The 17360-nt window shown below is 35.5% G+C and carries 14 protein-coding genes; 4 read left to right on the forward strand and 10 right to left on the reverse strand.

Annotated features, from left to right (window positions below; all coding sequences use genetic code 11):
• Positions 1 to 3 precede the first annotated feature (3 nt).
• From murC to mraZ, 10 genes are all read right to left on the reverse strand, one after another.
• Complete coding sequence (gene murC / locus V4538_10755) at positions 4 to 1380, reverse strand: UDP-N-acetylmuramate--L-alanine ligase (protein ID MES2381511.1); 1377 nt, start codon at positions 1378 to 1380, stop codon at positions 4 to 6.
• A gap of 6 nt (positions 1381 to 1386) precedes the next feature.
• Positions 1387 to 2484: an undecaprenyldiphospho-muramoylpentapeptide beta-N-acetylglucosaminyltransferase gene (gene murG, locus V4538_10760; GenBank protein ID MES2381512.1), complete on the reverse strand. Its 1098-nt coding sequence runs from the start codon at positions 2482 to 2484 to the stop codon at positions 1387 to 1389.
• Positions 2485 to 2504: 20 nt separating this feature from the next.
• Positions 2505 to 3704 carry a putative peptidoglycan glycosyltransferase FtsW gene (locus tag V4538_10765; protein MES2381513.1) on the reverse strand — a complete coding sequence of 400 codons (1200 nt, stop codon included), beginning with the start codon at positions 3702 to 3704 and terminating at the stop codon, positions 2505 to 2507.
• Between the two features lie 68 nt (positions 3705 to 3772).
• Complete coding sequence (murD, locus tag V4538_10770) at positions 3773 to 5116, reverse strand: UDP-N-acetylmuramoyl-L-alanine--D-glutamate ligase (protein ID MES2381514.1); 1344 nt, start codon at positions 5114 to 5116, stop codon at positions 3773 to 3775.
• Between the two features lie 103 nt (positions 5117 to 5219).
• Positions 5220 to 6488, reverse strand: coding sequence for a phospho-N-acetylmuramoyl-pentapeptide-transferase (mraY, locus tag V4538_10775; GenBank protein ID MES2381515.1), 1269 nt, complete (start codon positions 6486 to 6488; stop codon positions 5220 to 5222).
• A 39-nt stretch (positions 6489 to 6527) separates the two neighbouring features.
• Complete coding sequence (locus V4538_10780) at positions 6528 to 7994, reverse strand: UDP-N-acetylmuramoyl-L-alanyl-D-glutamate--2,6-diaminopimelate ligase (GenBank protein ID MES2381516.1); 1467 nt, start codon at positions 7992 to 7994, stop codon at positions 6528 to 6530.
• A 5-nt stretch (positions 7995 to 7999) separates the two neighbouring features.
• Entirely contained in the window at positions 8000 to 10135 is a 2136-nt protein-coding gene (locus tag V4538_10785; GenBank protein ID MES2381517.1) for a penicillin-binding protein, read from the reverse strand.
• A complete protein-coding gene (locus V4538_10790) occupies positions 10136 to 10549 on the reverse strand; it encodes an FtsL-like putative cell division protein (GenBank protein MES2381518.1) in 414 nt (137 codons plus the stop codon).
• Between the two features lie 8 nt (positions 10550 to 10557).
• On the reverse strand, positions 10558 to 11457 hold the full coding sequence (gene rsmH / locus V4538_10795) for a 16S rRNA (cytosine(1402)-N(4))-methyltransferase RsmH (protein ID MES2381519.1): 900 nt from the start codon (positions 11455 to 11457) through the stop codon (positions 10558 to 10560).
• Positions 11458 to 11496: 39 nt separating this feature from the next.
• Complete coding sequence (mraZ, locus tag V4538_10800; protein ID MES2381520.1) at positions 11497 to 11961, reverse strand: division/cell wall cluster transcriptional repressor MraZ; 465 nt, start codon at positions 11959 to 11961, stop codon at positions 11497 to 11499.
• A 505-nt stretch (positions 11962 to 12466) separates the two neighbouring features.
• On the opposite strand from mraZ, the gene V4538_10805 reads away from it, so the two are divergent.
• The 4 genes from V4538_10805 (at position 12467) to gldF (ending at position 17342) form a co-directional block, all read left to right on the forward strand.
• Positions 12467 to 14296, forward strand: coding sequence for an O-antigen ligase family protein (locus tag V4538_10805; GenBank protein ID MES2381521.1), 1830 nt, complete (start codon positions 12467 to 12469; stop codon positions 14294 to 14296).
• 9 nt (positions 14297 to 14305) lie between these two features.
• Positions 14306 to 15526 carry a T9SS type A sorting domain-containing protein gene (locus tag V4538_10810; GenBank protein ID MES2381522.1) on the forward strand — a complete coding sequence of 407 codons (1221 nt, stop codon included), beginning with the start codon at positions 14306 to 14308 and terminating at the stop codon, positions 15524 to 15526.
• Positions 15527 to 15641: 115 nt separating this feature from the next.
• Positions 15642 to 16541 carry a gliding motility-associated ABC transporter ATP-binding subunit GldA gene (gene gldA, locus V4538_10815; GenBank protein ID MES2381523.1) on the forward strand — a complete coding sequence of 300 codons (900 nt, stop codon included), beginning with the start codon at positions 15642 to 15644 and terminating at the stop codon, positions 16539 to 16541.
• A 72-nt stretch (positions 16542 to 16613) separates the two neighbouring features.
• Positions 16614 to 17342: a gliding motility-associated ABC transporter permease subunit GldF gene (gene gldF / locus V4538_10820; protein ID MES2381524.1), complete on the forward strand. Its 729-nt coding sequence runs from the start codon at positions 16614 to 16616 to the stop codon at positions 17340 to 17342.
• Positions 17343 to 17360 lie beyond the last annotated feature (18 nt).

A 17360-nucleotide genomic window follows, 5' to 3' on the forward strand; every position in this document is an offset into this window, starting at 1 on the left:
TAATTATTTCTGTAATATTTGTTTAACAGGCTCTACCAATAAATCTATATCGCCTGCTCCTAATGTTAAGAACACTTTTGGTTGTGTGTTTTTAATGGCATCTAATAATTCAGCACGTTCTACCAAATGCTTCTTGTTGGTCATTTTATCAAAAATAATTTTAGAGGTAACACCTGGTATTGGCAATTCTCTTGCCGGGTATATATCCAGCAAATAGGCTTCATCGGCTAATGATAAACTCTCTGCAAATCCATCCACAAAATCGCGGGTACGGGTAAACAAATGGGGTTGAAACACAACTACTATTTCATTTTGCGGAAACATGTTTTTTACAGATGAAATAATAGCTCTTAACTCTTCAGGATGGTGTGCGTAATCATCGATAAATATTTGATTGGTATTTTTGATAATGTATTCAAACCTGCGTTTAACTCCTTTAAAATTTAGCAAAGCGGAGCGTAATTCCTCTTCGGTAACACCGCTTAAAAGACAAGCTGCTGATGCCGCTACTGCATTTTCTACATTATGTAAACCGGGAATACCTAATTGTAAATTAGCAATGGTATTGCCTTTAAACACTAAATCGAAAGTATAATCGCCATTATTAATGTTTATGTTTTTAGCATATACATCGGCTTCGGAATGGATTGAATAGGTAAGGTAGTTAACACTTAACTCTTTTATTAAATCCAACTCCTTTTTTATAATAAGCACCCCGCCTTCAACCAATCTGTTGCTATAAGCTAAGAATGATTTTTTCAACTCATTGTGCTCGCCATAAATATCTAAATGGTCGGCATCGGTTGAGGTAATAATACCAATGGTTGGATGTAAGGTAAGGAATGACCTGTCAAACTCATCGGCTTCCACCACCATAATATTATCTGCCAATGTTGTTTTGGACAATAACAAATTGGTGTGGTAGTTGGTTGAAATACCACCTAAAAAGGCATTGCAATCAACGGTACTTTGTTTAAGTATATGTGCCAGTAAGGTTGATGTGGTTGTTTTACCATGTGTACCTGCGACACCAATGGTTTTATGTGTTTCGCTTATAATGCCTAGTACTTGTGAACGTTTAAGTATAGTAAAACCATTGTCTTTTAAATAAGCCCATTCTTTATGGTCTTTGGGAATAGCGGGTGTTAAAACTACCAAGCAAGTATCGGTTGATAGTTGATAGTCTTTTATAATAATATCACCTAAATCTTCAAAATGAATATGAATTCCTTCTTTGATTAATTCGTTGGTTAAAGCGGTAGGTGTTTTATCGTACCCCATTACTTTAATCCCTAAATGATTAAAATAACGTGCAATAGCACTCATGCCAATGCCGCCAATACCCAAAAAGTAAGCTGTTTTTACTTGTGCTAAATTCATGTTTACTTATTTTTTAATCATTTGTACTATTTCGTCCACTATTAATTCGGCTGCATTTGGAATAACAAAAGTGCTTATGTTTTTTACTAGATCTGCTTGCTTGTTTGAATCGTTTATAAGACTTAGTGTTTCTGTAATTAATTGTTTTCTGGCGTCTATGTCCTTTACCAAAACTGCTGCGTTTTTATTGACCAAAGCCATCGCATTTTTTGTTTGGTGGTCCTCGGCCACATTTGGCGATGGCACCAAAATAACGGGCTTGGCTACTTGCGCCAACTCTGCAATTGACAATGCGCCAGCTCTTGAAATAACTATATCGGCAGCAGCATAAGCTAAATCCATTTCATAAATGAATTGTTGTACATTGAATGTTACCCCTGAAATTGATTCTGCTTTGGTAAAGCTTTTACCTGTTTGCCAAATTAAATTGATATTGGCTTCTTTTAGCTTTTCTATTCCTTCAAAAATACTTTCGTTGATGGTTCTAGCTCCTAAACTTCCACCTATTACCAATACTGTTTTTTTTGTTGTATCTAACTTAAAAAAGTCAATGGCTTGTGCTCTTTTATTGGATACATCCAATAAATCTTGACGAATAGGATTACCTGTTTTTATTAATTTATTGGCAGGGAAAAATTTGTCCATATTATCATAAGCCACACAAATTTTCCGTACCCTGTCTTTTAAAATTTTATTGGTAATACCTGCATATGAATTTTGTTCATGAATGAGGGTAGGTAAGTTTTTAATTGTAGCTGCATATAACATAGCACTACTGGCAAAACCCCCAAAACCAATCACGGCATCTGGTTTAAACTTTCTTATAATACTTAGCGACTTCCATAAACTCGATACCACTTTAAATGGAAACAATATATTTTTATAGGTTATTCTTCTTTGTAAACCACTTATCCAAAGTCCTTCTATTTTATAACCGGCTTTTGGCACTTTTTCCATTTCCATTCTATCGCTGGCACCCACAAATAAAAACTCCACTTCGTGGTTTAGTCTTTTTTCTAATGCTTGCGCAACGGCTATGGCAGGGTATATATGACCTCCTGTTCCTCCTGCACTTATAATAATTTTTAATTTATTTCCCATCATGTACTGAATCGTTTCTATGATTATGTAGTAATAAAATTATTGTTTTTCGAATCTGTTTGTTCGTTCTTTTCTTCTATGTTTTCTGCTTCAATATGCCTGCTTACACTCATAATTAAACCCAGTGTAGTAAAGGTAAATAACAAGGATGTTCCTCCTTTACTTACTAAAGGAAGTGTTAAACCTGTAACGGGAAATAAATTTACCGCTACAGCCATATTGATGAGTGCTTGTAATACGAGTTGGAATGTTAAACCAACAGCAATGAGTGCTCCAAAAGCCTTGGGCGCCTTTTGAATAATATTGACTGTCCTGTACATAAACCACAGGTAAAGCAACAGCATGACTATACCTAAAATTAGTCCATACTCTTCTATAATAATGGCATAAATAAAATCGGCATAAGCTTCGGGTAAAAAGTTTCTTTCGCTACTTTGCCCCGGGCCTTTGCCAAATATACCGCCTGTGGCTATAGCCATTTTAGCATGATCAACCTGTAAGGTATTATCTTCTTTATCAATTGGTGGATTTACAAAACTATGTATACGGGCTTGCCAGGTATCCATCCTGCCCATTTTTGAGAGTATTTCGGTAGGTGCAAAATAGAGTGTAAAGCCAAATACCAAGCCTACAAATGCATAAACTGCACCAATAGCTAATAAGTGTTTTACTTTTACTCTGCCTAAAAACATAACCAAAAAGCAGGTGGTAAATAGAATGGCTGCTGTACTTAAATTATCTTTACCAATAAGCAAACAGGTAATTGTTATATGCCCTAATAATGGTAAAATTACTTTCTTAAAATTATCTAATTCGTCTTTGTGTTTCGCCAAGGTTCGAATGGTATATAAAAGGATAGCTACTTTGGAAAAATCGGATGATTGAAAAGTAAATACACCAAATGACAACCACCTTTTAGCGCCATTAATGGTAACACCAAATAACAATGTGGCAATGAGTAATGCATAGGATATATAAAGTAAGAACCTTGCTATACCCATAAAATTTTTATAATGTATGGTATGTATGTAAAGCATAATAGCAAAACCAATTGCTATATAAAAACCATGTTGAAAAAGATAAAACATGGCACTGCTTTTATTTTTATAAGCCAACCAACTTACAGAGCTGTATACAGCCAATAATCCCCATAATGATAATATGAGGATAATGAACCACATGGCTTTGTCGCCTTTGGGTTTAAGAAATTGTGCTAAATCCATGGTGTGTTTTTAATAAATATCAAGGCAATTATTGCAAGCTAATTACCTTGAATATTTATTGATTGTTTTTACAAGTTTCTTACTGCGGCTTTAAATAATCTTCCGCGTTCTTCATAGTTTTTAAATAAATCAAACGAAGCGCAAGCCGGTGATAACAATACACACTCGCTTGTTTTTGCAAATTTGAATGCTACTTGCACTGCTTCTTGTGCACTTGATGTATTGATGATTAAATCAACATCTTTACCAAATGCTGCATGTATTTTTGAGTTATCAACTCCCATGCAAACAATAATGCGTACTTTCTCTTTTACCAGTTCATTCAGCATAGTATAATCGTTACCTTTATCGGTACCACCAGCAATCCAAATAGTAGGTTTTTCCATGCTTTCTAAAGCAAACCAGGCTGCATTTACATTAGTAGCTTTTGAGTCGTTAATAAAATCAACTCCACGCACTGTAGCTACTTTCTCCAGTCGGTGTTCAACATTTTTAAAATCCATCAGCGCTTCGCGAATGGTTTCATTTTTAATTTCAAGAGCCTGACCAACAATGGCCGCGGCTAGTGAATTGTAAGCATTGTGCCTACCTTTAAGTGCAAGTTGAGAAATTAACATAGTATAAGGATTTAATTGATTTTGTTTGATTCGCACAGTAATAGTTCCATCCATTGCGGTTCCACCAATTGCAAGATTTTGGTTTAACGAGAATGGAACTACCTGCGCTTTTATATTTATTTTTTTCAAGTTTTCTAAGGTTATTTCATCATCGGCACAATACAAAAAGTAGTCGCTGGTAGTTTGGTTTTGCAAGATTTTAAACTTAGCGTCTACATAGTTTTGTAACTGGTATTGATACCTGTCTAAATGGTCGGGTGTAATATTAGTTAGTATGGCTATGTTGGCTCTGAAAGCATACATATCATCTAACTGAAAACTACTTATTTCTAATACAAAATAATCGTACTCTTTTCCGGCTACTAAGCGTGCAAAGCTTACTCCAATATTGCCTCCACAGGCTACATTTAATCCTGCTTTTTGCAGTAAATGATACACCAATGAAGTGGTGGTAGTTTTACCATTGGTTCCTGTAATGGCAATTATGTAAGCATTGGTATAACGGGCTGCAAATTCTATTTCGCTGATGATTGGAATTTGTAATGTTCTGATTTTTTGAACTAGTTCATTTTTTTCAGGTATACCCGGGCTTTTTATAATTTCACTCGCATTCAGTATTAAACTTTCGGTATGTTGTAACTCTTCAAAAGCAATAGCATGTAGCTGCAATTCCTCTTTGTAATTTTGAGGAATAGCACCCTTGTCAGACACAAACACCTCAAAGCCCTTTTGTTTGGCTAAGATAGCTGCGCCTGTTCCGCTTTCACCGCTTCCGAGTATAACTATTCGTTTCATTTTTTCTTTTTGCTACTGGCTCCCGATAGCTATCGGGATAGCATTCGGTTGTTGTTGTTATTCTTTTTAAAAGACGTTGCATGCAACGTCTCTACGTTTGGTGTTATCTTACTTTTAAGGTTATAATGGTTATAATGGCTAACATGATTCCTATAATCCAAAAGCGGGTTACAATTTTTGATTCATGAAAACCTAATTTTTGATAATGGTGATGCAGAGGTGACATTTTAAATAATCTGTTGGCTCTGGCAAATTCAATTCCGTGCTTGCGTTTTTGGTATTTGAAGTAATACACTTGTAGTATTACTGATAAATTTTCAATTAGGAATACGCCACATAGAATTGGAATCAATAATTCTTTACGAACCATAATAGCAAATACGGCTATAATACCTCCCAGTGAAAGGGAGCCTGTATCACCCATAAAAACCTGTGCAGGAAAAGCATTGTACCATAAAAAACCAACACAAGCTCCAACTAGCGCTCCACCAAAAATTACCATTTCGCCCAAGTTTGGTATATACATTACTCCGAGGTATTCGGAGAAAACTAAGTTACCACTTATGTAGGCAAAAATACTTAGTACTAATGCTATAATAGCCGATGTGCCTGCGGCCAGCCCGTCTATACCATCGGTTATATTGGCACCGTTTGATACGGCTGTAATGATAAAGGTAACAACGACTAAAAATATCAGGTAATTGTATTTTTCAAAACCTTCCCAAATCCAGCTTAACAGATATTTGTAATCAAACTCAGTTGCTTTGAAAAAAGGGATAGTGGTAGTAGTTGCTTTCTCATCGTGTACATATAAAATTTGTCCATCAATAACTGTTTGTTGTAAGTTATTGGCTTGTATAAACTCCATACTTACGTCTTGTGGCTTGTAAAAATCTTTTGTTTTTACATGTTGGTTATAATACAAGGTAGTGGCTACTATTACACTAATTCCTACCTGACCAACTATTTTAAAACGTCCTGCTAAACCTTCTTTGTTCTTTTTAAATACTTTTATATAATCATCTAAAAAACCTACTGCACCTAGCCATAAGGTAGTAACTACTGATAAAATTATATATACATTATTGACACGTGCAAATAATAAGGTGGGCAATAAAATAGCCGCCAATATAATAAGTCCACCCATGGTAGGTGTGCCTACTTTTTGTTTCTCACCTGCTAATCCTAAGTCGCGTATTTCGTCAGCTACTTGTAAATTGCGCAGTTTTGCTATCAGGTTTTTACCAAATATCATAGAGATAGTTAATGATAAAATAATAGCCATAGCAGCCCTGAACGAAATGTACTGAAACACGCCTGCTCCCGGGAAGTTAAATGCTTTGTTTAAATAGTCGAATAAGTAGTATAACATAATAGGTAATGGTTATTGTATAAATGCTATTTTTAAATTTTATTGGTTAAATAATTGAAAAACTTCTGCTAACACTTCTTTGTCGTCAAAGTGATGTTTTACTCCGTTTATCTCCTGGTAATTTTCATGTCCTTTGCCTGCTACTAAAATGATATCGCCTTTATTGGCCATACTCACGGCTGTTTTAATAGCTTCTCTCCTATCGGTAATGCGTAATGTTTTTTTATAATGAATAGGCTCCACTCCTTTTTGCATTTCATCCAAAATGGTTTCCGGATTTTCGTTGCGTGGATTATCAGCCGTAAAAATTACTTTAGTGCTTAATGCGGTGGCTACTTGTGCCATTATTGGTCGTTTTGCAGCATCTCTGTTTCCACCACAACCCACAACGGTTATCAATTGTTCGTTAGTGCTTCTTATACTGTTAATGGTATCCAATATATTTTTCAATGCATCGGGCGTATGCGCATAATCAACAATGGCAATTAGTCCACCTGGCGACTGCATAAAATCAAAGCGGCCATTGACTGCATTCAGGTTTGATAAATGGGTAATGATTTCCAATTTGTCTTTACCTAATAAGAAGGCTGCACCATAAACGGCTAATAAATTGTAGGCATTAAACTGGCCTACTAACTTAAACCAAGCTTCATCGCCATTGATATTTACCAGCATACCGCTAAAGTCGGCTTCAATTACTTTGGCTTTAAAATCGGCCATTGAATTTAACGAATAGGTATAGCGTGCTGCTTTTGTATTTTGAAGCATTACTGCCCCATTCTTATCGTCTTTATTGGTTAACGCAAAGGCATCATCATTGATGGTATCAAACAATTTTTTCTTTGCCTTAATATAGTTATCAAATGTTACATGGTAGTCTAAATGGTCATGTGTAATATTGGTAAATATGGCTCCGGCAAAATGCAAACCTGTTATTCGGTGTTGATCTATGGCATGTGAACTGGCTTCCATAAAGCAGTATTCACAGCCTTCTTCTACCATTTGGTTTAACAACTCGTTTATTTTAATGGCATCAGGGGTAGTATGTGTACTTGGTATGATGTCTTCGTTTATCTGGTTTTGCACTGTTGATAATAAACCAACGTGGTGGTCAAACGAACGAAACAATTTAAATAACAAGGTAGCTACTGTTGTTTTGCCGTTGGTGCCTGTTACGGCTACTAACTTTAATTTTTGTGAAGGATACTCGTACCAGCAAGCTGCCATGTTAGCCATTGCCACACTGGTATTGCTTACCTGAACGTAACAAACATTTTCGTTTAATACATCTGGTAATATTTCGCATACTATACAAGTGGCTCCTTTGTCAATTACATCTGCTATAAATTTATGACCATCAACCTGAGTACCTTTTACAGCAAAAAACACTGCACCATTGCTTACGTTTCTTGAATCGTAAGTAAGTAATGATACTTCCATTTGCATGTTACCATGTACTGAAATTGTTTCTGTTGCTTGTATTAAGTCTTCTAATTTTACTGTCATCGATTTTATCCTAAAATTAAATTTACTTTTGACCCTTTATTGTAATTGGAACCTGCTTTTACTGATTGATATTTTACTTTACCTAATCCTTTAATGGAAACTTTCATGCCTTTATTTTCTAAAAGAAACAAAGCATCTTTTGCAGTCATTCCTTTTACATCGGGCATTTGTTTGTTTACATGTTTAATAGGCTGCATAGCCAACGAGTTGTCTTGCTTTACCAAATTCATCCAGTTGGTTTCGTACTCGCTTATGGAGTCGTTATGTACATGCGATGAAATACCAACTTCATTTAAAACAGACGTAACTTCTACCTTATGCGCTTTGTATATTTCAGGCAAATCGGTTGATGCCACAGGATAAATTTCTGCTACGTCTTTGTGAATTTGTGTAGAGGTAGCATATATTTTATTGGCTAAATCTTTAAATACGGGTAATGCTAACTGGGCTCCATAAATCATACTTCCCTGCGGACGAATAATAACTACGTAGCAACTGTACTTTGGCTTATCGGCAGGAAAATAACCACACCACGAAGCACGGTATACTTTGGCTCCACCCTGATAATAATCTTCGCCACGTTGTATAATAGCTGTTCCTGTTTTGCCCGCAAAGGTGTATGGCAGCTTCGCATTTTCTTTGTTAAACGCTGTACCATGTTTCACCACTCCTTCCATCATTTTGCGCAATTGTTTCGCTACACTTGGTTTGCATATTTGTTCGTTTAACACTACGGGATTAAATGATTGAACAACATGGCCTGATTTCAATATTTTTTTAACCAATAAGGGTTTAACCATTTTGCCATTATTAGCTACCGCATTGTAAACGGTTAGCATTTGTAATGGCGTTAATGAAATACCGTATCCTCTGCTTACTGCCGACAAATCACTTTTACTCCAATACTTACTTTTTGGGGTAAGGTACTTAGGGGGTAAGGCACCATGTATTTGTAAATCTAAATTGGCATTTAAACCTATCTTATCTAAATACGCGTAATGTTCTGATGGCTTTCTATCATAATATCTTACTATCTGTTTTGCAAAGGCCACGTTTGATGATTGCTCAAATGCCTGTTGCATATTTAACTCCATATAACTATGTGAGTCTTCTACAGGTTGTCCGTATATCATCGCTCTGCCACCTTCTACATTTACTATATCGTTTGGTTTGGCATAACCGTTATCTAACAAACTCATCATCGTTACGAGTTTAAAAGTAGAGCCCGGTTGTACTCTTAAACCAATGGCATCGTTGAATCTTTCTTCGTAAGTACCATCTTTCATGCGGGTTAAATTGGCTATTGCTTTTACCTCACCTGTTTCTACTTCCATTAATATAGCCGTGCCACGCATTGCCATATTTTGTTGCAATACTTTTAACAATGATTGTTGCGCTACATCCTGTAAATTGATGTCGATGGTTGAAATGATATCGCAACCGTTTTCTGCATCTACTTTGTTTTCATTGTTAATAGGAATATATACGCCACCGCTCACGCGTTGTTTCATCTGCAAGCCGGCAGTGCCTTTTAAATAATCATCGTAAAAGCCTTCTAAACCTACATATTTATCGGCATTGGCATTCACAAAACCAATGGTTCTGAAAGCCAGTGTTTGAAATGGTTTTACACGGGTGCTTCTAGGTTCTAATATTAAACCTCCTGTTACACGGCCAATTTTAAACAATGGAAATTGTTTAACGCGTAACATTTGTTGGTGTGTAATACGTTTCTTTAATGTAAAATAACCTATCTCCTCTTTACGCAAATTTTTCAATAAGCTTTTGTACTCACCAGCACTTCTGTCTTTAAACTCCTGGCTTAAATAATAGCTTAATGAATCGCAGTATTTATCAAACGTGTCTTTCTTGGCAAACGAAGGTGCAGTAGCATCTACTATCATATCGTAAATAGGTAACGAGGTTGATAGTAAAGCACCATTACAGTCAAATATATTACCACGTAGAGGCTCTATAGCTTCCTGCTTTACTGAAAATTTACGCGCTTTGGCTTGCCATTTATTTTTCTCTACAAACTGTAGTTTATACAAACTAAAAAATATGGCGCACGCTAATATGCACATCAAACCAAATATGGTTAATGTTCGTATTAGAATTGCTTTACGTGCGTTTATTGCCATTTACTTTATAGTTATTTTTACGGGTGGTATTGTTGCTTCTTTTACGTAATCAGTATCGCCTTTTGTATACTCTGCTTTGCGAAACTCTTTTAACTTATCGGCTATAGCTGATTGCCTGCTGGCATTCATCATTTCGCTTAAAGTTATTATATACTGGTTACGTAACTCTTTGTTTTCTTTTGTTAACTGGTCTATCTTTTTATTCAGCTGGTCGTTGTTATGACTACTCCATATTAAAATGGCGATTAAACCACAACCAAAAATAATAAACGGCATTTGCGCAAACAGCGCATTTGAGTTCAACTTGAAGTCTATATCAGATAAGCGTTTCACGGCACCTTCTATTATTTTGGTGTCGGGCTTTGCTGTTTCCTTTACTTCAGGTTCATCGCCTATTATTATTTTGTTACTCACTGTATAACTTATATTTTTTCAGCTACTCTTAACTTAGCACTTCTAGACCTGTTGTTTTCTTCCTGTTCACTATCAGAAGCTACTATGGCTTTTTTATTTAAAGGATTAAATGGCCTATTGATATTGCCAAAAAAATCCTTGTCTAATTCACCTAAAAAGTTGCCACTGTTCATATAGTTTTTCACCAATCTATCTTCTAATGAATGGTAACTCATAATAACCAACTTGCCTGCGGGCTTAATAATATCGCCACATTGTAGCAACATTCTTTCCAACACCTGCAACTCATTGTTTACTTCTATTCTTATAGCCTGGAATACCTGGGCATAAAACTTAAAATCTTTAAACTTGGGTGCTAAGTGTTTAATAGCTGCTTTAAAATCGCCAATGGTTTCAATGGCTTTTCCGTTTCTGGCAGCTATTATATCGGCTGCCATTTTACGGGAGTTATGCAACTCACCATATTTATATAATACATTGGCTAAGTTTTCAGCGGTATAATTATTAACTACTTCAAACGCTGATAAAGTTTGATGCTGGCTCATGCGCATATCTAATTTTGCCTCATCAAAGCGAATGGAAAAACCTCTTTCGCCTTCATCAAACTGATGTGATGAAACACCTAAATCGCCCAACAAACCATCTACCTTATCAAAACCCTGGTATTGTATATGGTTTTTTAAAAACTCAAAATTCTGATCTATGAAAATGAAACGCTCATCGTTTATTAAATTACGTTTGGCATCTTCGTCCTGATCAAAAACTATTAACTTACCTTTTTTACCTAACTTATTTAATATAGCTCTGCTATGTCCGCCTCCACCAAATGTTATATCCACATAAACGCCATCGGGCTTTATGTTTAATGCCTCTAAGCATTCGTTTAACATGACTGGATTATGATACATTGGCTATTTGTTTTGTTTGTTTGCTTTAATTGTTAATTGCTATTGTTCTTCGTTTTTCTTTTTAGTCATTACCTCTTCGGCTAAAGCACTAAAATCTTCCGGCTCTGCACTTAACATATTATCGTATTCTGCTTTGCTCCAAACTTCTATTTTGTTACCATATGCCAACAACACCAACTCTCCGCCATTTAAGCCTGCATACTCTTGCAATGGTTTTGGCAAAAGAATACGACTGGCTGTATCCATTTCCAATCTGCTTGCTCCTCTTAAAAAGTAGCGTTTAAACTCACGCTCTTTTTTTATGTAATCACTCAGTTTATTTATTTCTCCAGCTATGTTATCCCACTCGTTAGCGGGGTACAATACACAACACTTTTCGAACCCACGATTGATGAAGAAAGCATCCTTCGCTTCTGCAGGAAGTTGCTTTTTCAATGCTGCAGGCACTATTAACCTGCCTTTAGCATCTAATTTACATTCATATTCACCGTGGAGATTGAGCAATTTGTTTTTTGTTATAACGCTGTAAAAATAAAAACAAAAATCCACTTTTCTCCACTTTCCCCCACTTTTGTTGAAAATTGGAGCTTTTTTATATTCACAATCTCCCTTAAAGAAATTCACAATGTCGCATTTGTGTAAGGCGAAATCGGTTTATAAGTTAAAGTGGGGGATTTTTTAAAGCAGGTGGTTTTGGGTAGTTAAAAAGTCGCTTTTAAAGCTTTAAAGGGCAGTTATTTGAGAAATAAAACAGAAAAATGGAACCAAAAATTCTTTTTCAGTTGTAAAAACAACTCCCTGAATCTATCCTCTTAAGTTAAATATTGATTGTTTATTTAGTGGCAAGCTTATACTTTTACCTCTTGATGAAAACTACAACAGTAGCCTGTTTCTTTGCTTGTACCAACTACTATACTAACACATGCCTATTAAACTGATAAAATATTTTTTCTTTCTTGTTGTAGCTTGCATACCGCTTGTACACTGGGCTCCCATATTGGATACCACTATGTTACCCAGACAAATTTGGTTTACCGGATTTACGTTAGTGTGTACCAGCATTTTACTATTTACCAAATCAAAAAGCATTGCATTAACACCCATTCATTGGGCTTTATTGGTTATTATTATACTGAGTGGCTTTTCCATTACGTATGCTTTTAATGCTGCTGAAGCTATTTATACTTTTAATAAATGGTTGCTGTATGCCAGCCTGTTTACCTTGCTTTTAATGCTGTTACAAAATGGCTTAATTGACTTAGCCATTATTAGTAAAGCGGTTTTGGTATTGTTGGTAATAGCCTGTGGTTTTCAAGTATATGAGTTTATACAAAAAGGTAGTTTTAAATTGTTAGAAGGTAAAAAGCTGTATGAAATAAACAGCCTTTTTGGACATAAAAACTTATTCTCTTCTATTGTTTTCTTATGCTTTCCTTTTCTTATTTATTTAATACTTCAAGCAAAAAAATGGTTACAAATAGTAAGTATTGCAGTGCTTTTAATAGCTTTGGCTTTATTGGTTTTAATACAAACCAAAGCGGTATTATTGGCTCTTGTGATAGGTATTGGTGTGAGTGGATTTGCTTTGTTTAACCATATTCCAATCAGCAAAAAAGTAAAGATTGTAAGCGTTTTGGTGTTTATAGCGGCTATTGTTTTTTTAGCCTATATCGGCAGAAACAAACTTACCTTATTGAGCAATAATGATACGGTGAAGGAACGCATATTGTTATGGAACAATACTTGGCAAATGATTAAAGAAAACCCTGTTGGGGGGGTAGGTGCAGGTAACTGGCAAATATTTTTTCCTAAATATGGCTTACAGCATTTTATTCAAACCAACTATTTAATTAGTGATGGTTACACTACTTTCCAAAGACCTCACAATGATTTTTTATGGATTTGGAGTGAACTGGGCTTATTACCTTTATTGGCTTATATAGGTATATGTATAGTGGGTGTTTTTTATGCCGTCAGCAATGTAAAAAAAGCCGATACTATGAAACAGAAAATAGTTTCGGCTGGTTTTTTAATGGCCGTAATTGGTTACGTATGTATTGGTTTGGTTGATTTTCCATTGGAAAGAAGTGAACACCAATTTTTCTTTTTTCTGGTATTGTCTATCATTTGCCATACACATTTAACATATCATAAAAGTAAAACTACTTACAAATCAACAGGGTTATTGCTGCTTATTGTTATAGCGGGTATATTTAATATAACGGTATTTACCAAACGAGTTAATGCGGAAACACATGCGCACCAATTGCTTATAGCACACAGCAAAAACAACTGGAGTCTAATGGTTAAGGAAGCTAAAAAAGCCACTAACTATTTTTACACTATTGATAATTTTTCTATACCTCTTCAATGGTATGCGGGTGTGGCTTACTCAGCATTAAACAGTCCGGCTGAGACTAAAGTACAATTTGAAAATGCGTATGCTGTTAACCCTTATCAAATACATGTTTTAAACAATATTGCTTCAGCAAATGAAATGGAAGGCAAGCATGATTTAGCTATTCAGTACTACAATGAAGCTTTGGCTATTTCGCCTTTTCAGCCTGATGCATTATTGAATAAAAGTGCCGCTTTGTTTAACAAGGGGTTGGTTGATGAAGCCTTTTTAAACATTCTTAAATTTAAATTTGACAGTACAAACGACCAATTTAAAAACTATTATTTAGCTATTGCCAAAGCGAAGTTTGAAAAGGATTTAACGAATAAAAAGCCGGATGCAACAAAACTACCTTTTGAGTTGTCTGATATAAAAAATGACACAGTACTACTAAATAAGTTTAATGAATTAAAAAAAGTTTATCTAGCTTCGTACCACTAAAACTAAAATATGAAAATAAAATTTACCCTCACTTACTTATTGTTGTTTTTAGGACTTGGCGTATTTGCCCAAACCTTTACAATAAACCCAACCAATGCCAACAAAGGACAAAGCTTACCTGTTACCATAACAGGGGTTGGTACTAATTTCGCCAGTGGAACAAACACCATTACCTTTGTAAGACAAGGTTCTGCTACCACTGCTATTACTGTTTCTAACCTTACTGTTATTAATAACAACTTAATGGCCGGTATGCTTAGCGTTGGCTCTAATGCCATTGCAGCAGCTTACAGAGTAAGTATTGCAAGCACAGTAAACCCTACTATTAATTTAGCCAATGGCTTTACCGTTAACAGCGCTTCATCAACAGCAAGTTTAACGGCTATAGCTCCAAATACAGGAGCACAAGGACAAAGCTTAGCAGTTTCTATTACGGGTACCAATACACATTTTAACAGTGCCAGCAATACAGTGAAATTTTTCTCGCAGGGAACAGAATCGTTTGATATTTATGAACTGTACAACACTCCGTTTGGCAGTGGTATATTGTCTTCCAATTTATTAATAAGTCCAAATGCACCTACCGGGGTTTATTCTGTTGGTGTTGAGAACAGTGTAGATGGTTTATTAATGTTAAACAACTCGTTTACCATTACGGCCAACAACAAATCGCTTACTACTGTTACGCCTAACCATGCCGAACAAGGAACTCTAGGGGAACTTTCTGTTACCATTACCGGTTTAAACACGCAGTTTAATACAGGTAGCCCTACTTTTTATTTTATACGCCAGGGTAGTCCAACGGCTAATATAGAAGTGGCGAGTGTAACAGCTACCTCGGCCACATCGGTTAATCTTAAATTGCGTATTCACTATAATGCACCTATTGGCTTGTACGATATTGGCTACTTTAATATTGATGACGGTGCTGTTTTAAAATCGGATGCATTTACGATAGACCCTAGTACCGGCATTAAAGAAATAGATTTAAAAGCTACAAAAATTTATCCGAACCCTGCCAGCAAACAGGTAACTATTGAAAGCAAGCAAAATATTGAAACCATTACGCTGTTTGACGTTACGGGTAAAGAAATGGGCCATAAAACCCCAGAAAGGGAAACACAAACGTATGAGTTAAACTTAACGGATTTGGCTATACCAAAAGGCATTTACTTTATAAAAGTAGTAAGCCACGATGGATCAGTTACCAAGAAAATCATTATAGAATAAGTATAGCTTGTACACATAAAAACTAAAAAAAGCCCCTGACTAAAATTAGGGGCTTTTTTATTGCGTTTGAAACCAACCTTTTTCTTACTTTCGCTGACCTTTGCAATACACTCACATGACAATTAAAGTAGAAAGTTTAACAAAAATATATGGCAGCCAAAAAGCTTTAGATAGCATTAGTTTTGAAGCACATAAAGGCGAAATATTAGGCTTTTTAGGACCAAACGGTGCAGGGAAATCAACCACGATGAAAATACTGACGGGTTATATTCCAGGCACTAGCGGCAAAGCATTTATAAACGGAAACGAAATAAATGAAAACAGTATTGCTATTAGAAAAGAGGTAGGTTATTTACCTGAGCTGAATCCGCTTTATACGGATATGTATGTAAAGGAGTATTTGGTTTTTATAGCCAATACTTATGGTTTAAAGCAAAGTGCAAACGAAGCTGCGGAAAGCATGATAACTAAAACAGGACTAACTGCTGAACGCAACAAAAAAATAGGCCAGTTAAGTAAAGGATACAAACAAAGAGTGGGCTTAGCAGCCGCTATGATTCACAACCCAAGTGTACTTATTTTAGACGAACCTACCAGTGGATTAGACCCAAACCAGGTAACTGAAATAAGGCATTTAATTAAGGAAATAAGCAAAGACAAAACAGTTATACTTTCTAGCCATATTATGCAGGAGGTGGAAGCCATGTGTAACCGAGTGGTAATTATTAATAAAGGTAAAATTGTAGCGGACAATACGATTGAAAAGCTACAACAAGCATTAAGCAAGGAGTTTATTATAGATGTAGAGTTTAAAAACAATCCTAGCCCAAGTGAGTTGCAAGCTATTGACAAAGCATTTAAAATAAGTACTACTAAAAACGGATTTACCATCAGGGCAGCTTACGATGCAAGGGAAAAAATTGCGCAGCAGGCGGCTCAAAACAATTGGTTGGTTTTATCTATGCATTTAGAAGAAAGTTCGTTGGAAGAGGTGTTTCAAAGTTTAACCAAATAACATAAAATTCGTTTTTGCATTATTAACTCATCCACACTATAACAAAACAGTTTAAATCTATAACTATTCAAAATGCTCTCTATACTAAAAAAAGAAATACGCAGTTTCCTTAGCTCATTAATTGCTTATGTGGTAATTATTGTGTTTTTAATAGCCACAGGATTATTTATGTGGGTGCTGCCCGATAACAATGTGTTTGATTTGGCTTATGCCAACTTGGATACTTTATTCAGTATGGCTCCTTGGTTATTTATTTTCTTAATATCGGCTATTACCATGCGTAGTTTTAGCGAGGAGAAAAAGAATGGAACCATTGAGCTGTTAACTACCAAACCCATTAGCGATTTACAAATTATACTGGCTAAATATTTTGCCGGTGTTATACTGGTATTGTTCTCGCTTATTCCAAGTTTACTGTATTTTTATACGGTTTACCAATTAGGTGCGCCTGCGGGTAATATTGATATTGGCGCTACCTGGGGCTCATACATTGGTTTGTTTTTTTTAGCCAGTTGTTTTGTAAGCATTGGCTTGTTTGCTTCGGTAGTTACCGATAACCAGATTGTATCGTTTATACTGAGTATGTTTTTATGTTATTTGTTTTATAACATGTTTGACTTACTGGCCGACTTTAAACTGTTAGGCTCGTGGGATAGTTTAATAGCCGGTTTAGGTATTAACGCCCATTACGAAAGTATAAGCCGTGGTGTTATTGACAGCCGCGATATACTTTACTTTATCAGCTTTATAATTTTATTTATTTATGCTACTAAAACCGTTTTTAGTTCGCGCAAATTTTAATTCTTTTTGAAAAATACT

The organism is Bacteroidota bacterium (genome assembly GCA_040388375.1).
Taxonomy (GTDB): Bacteria; Bacteroidota; Bacteroidia; order UKL13-3; family UKL13-3; genus JAAFJM01.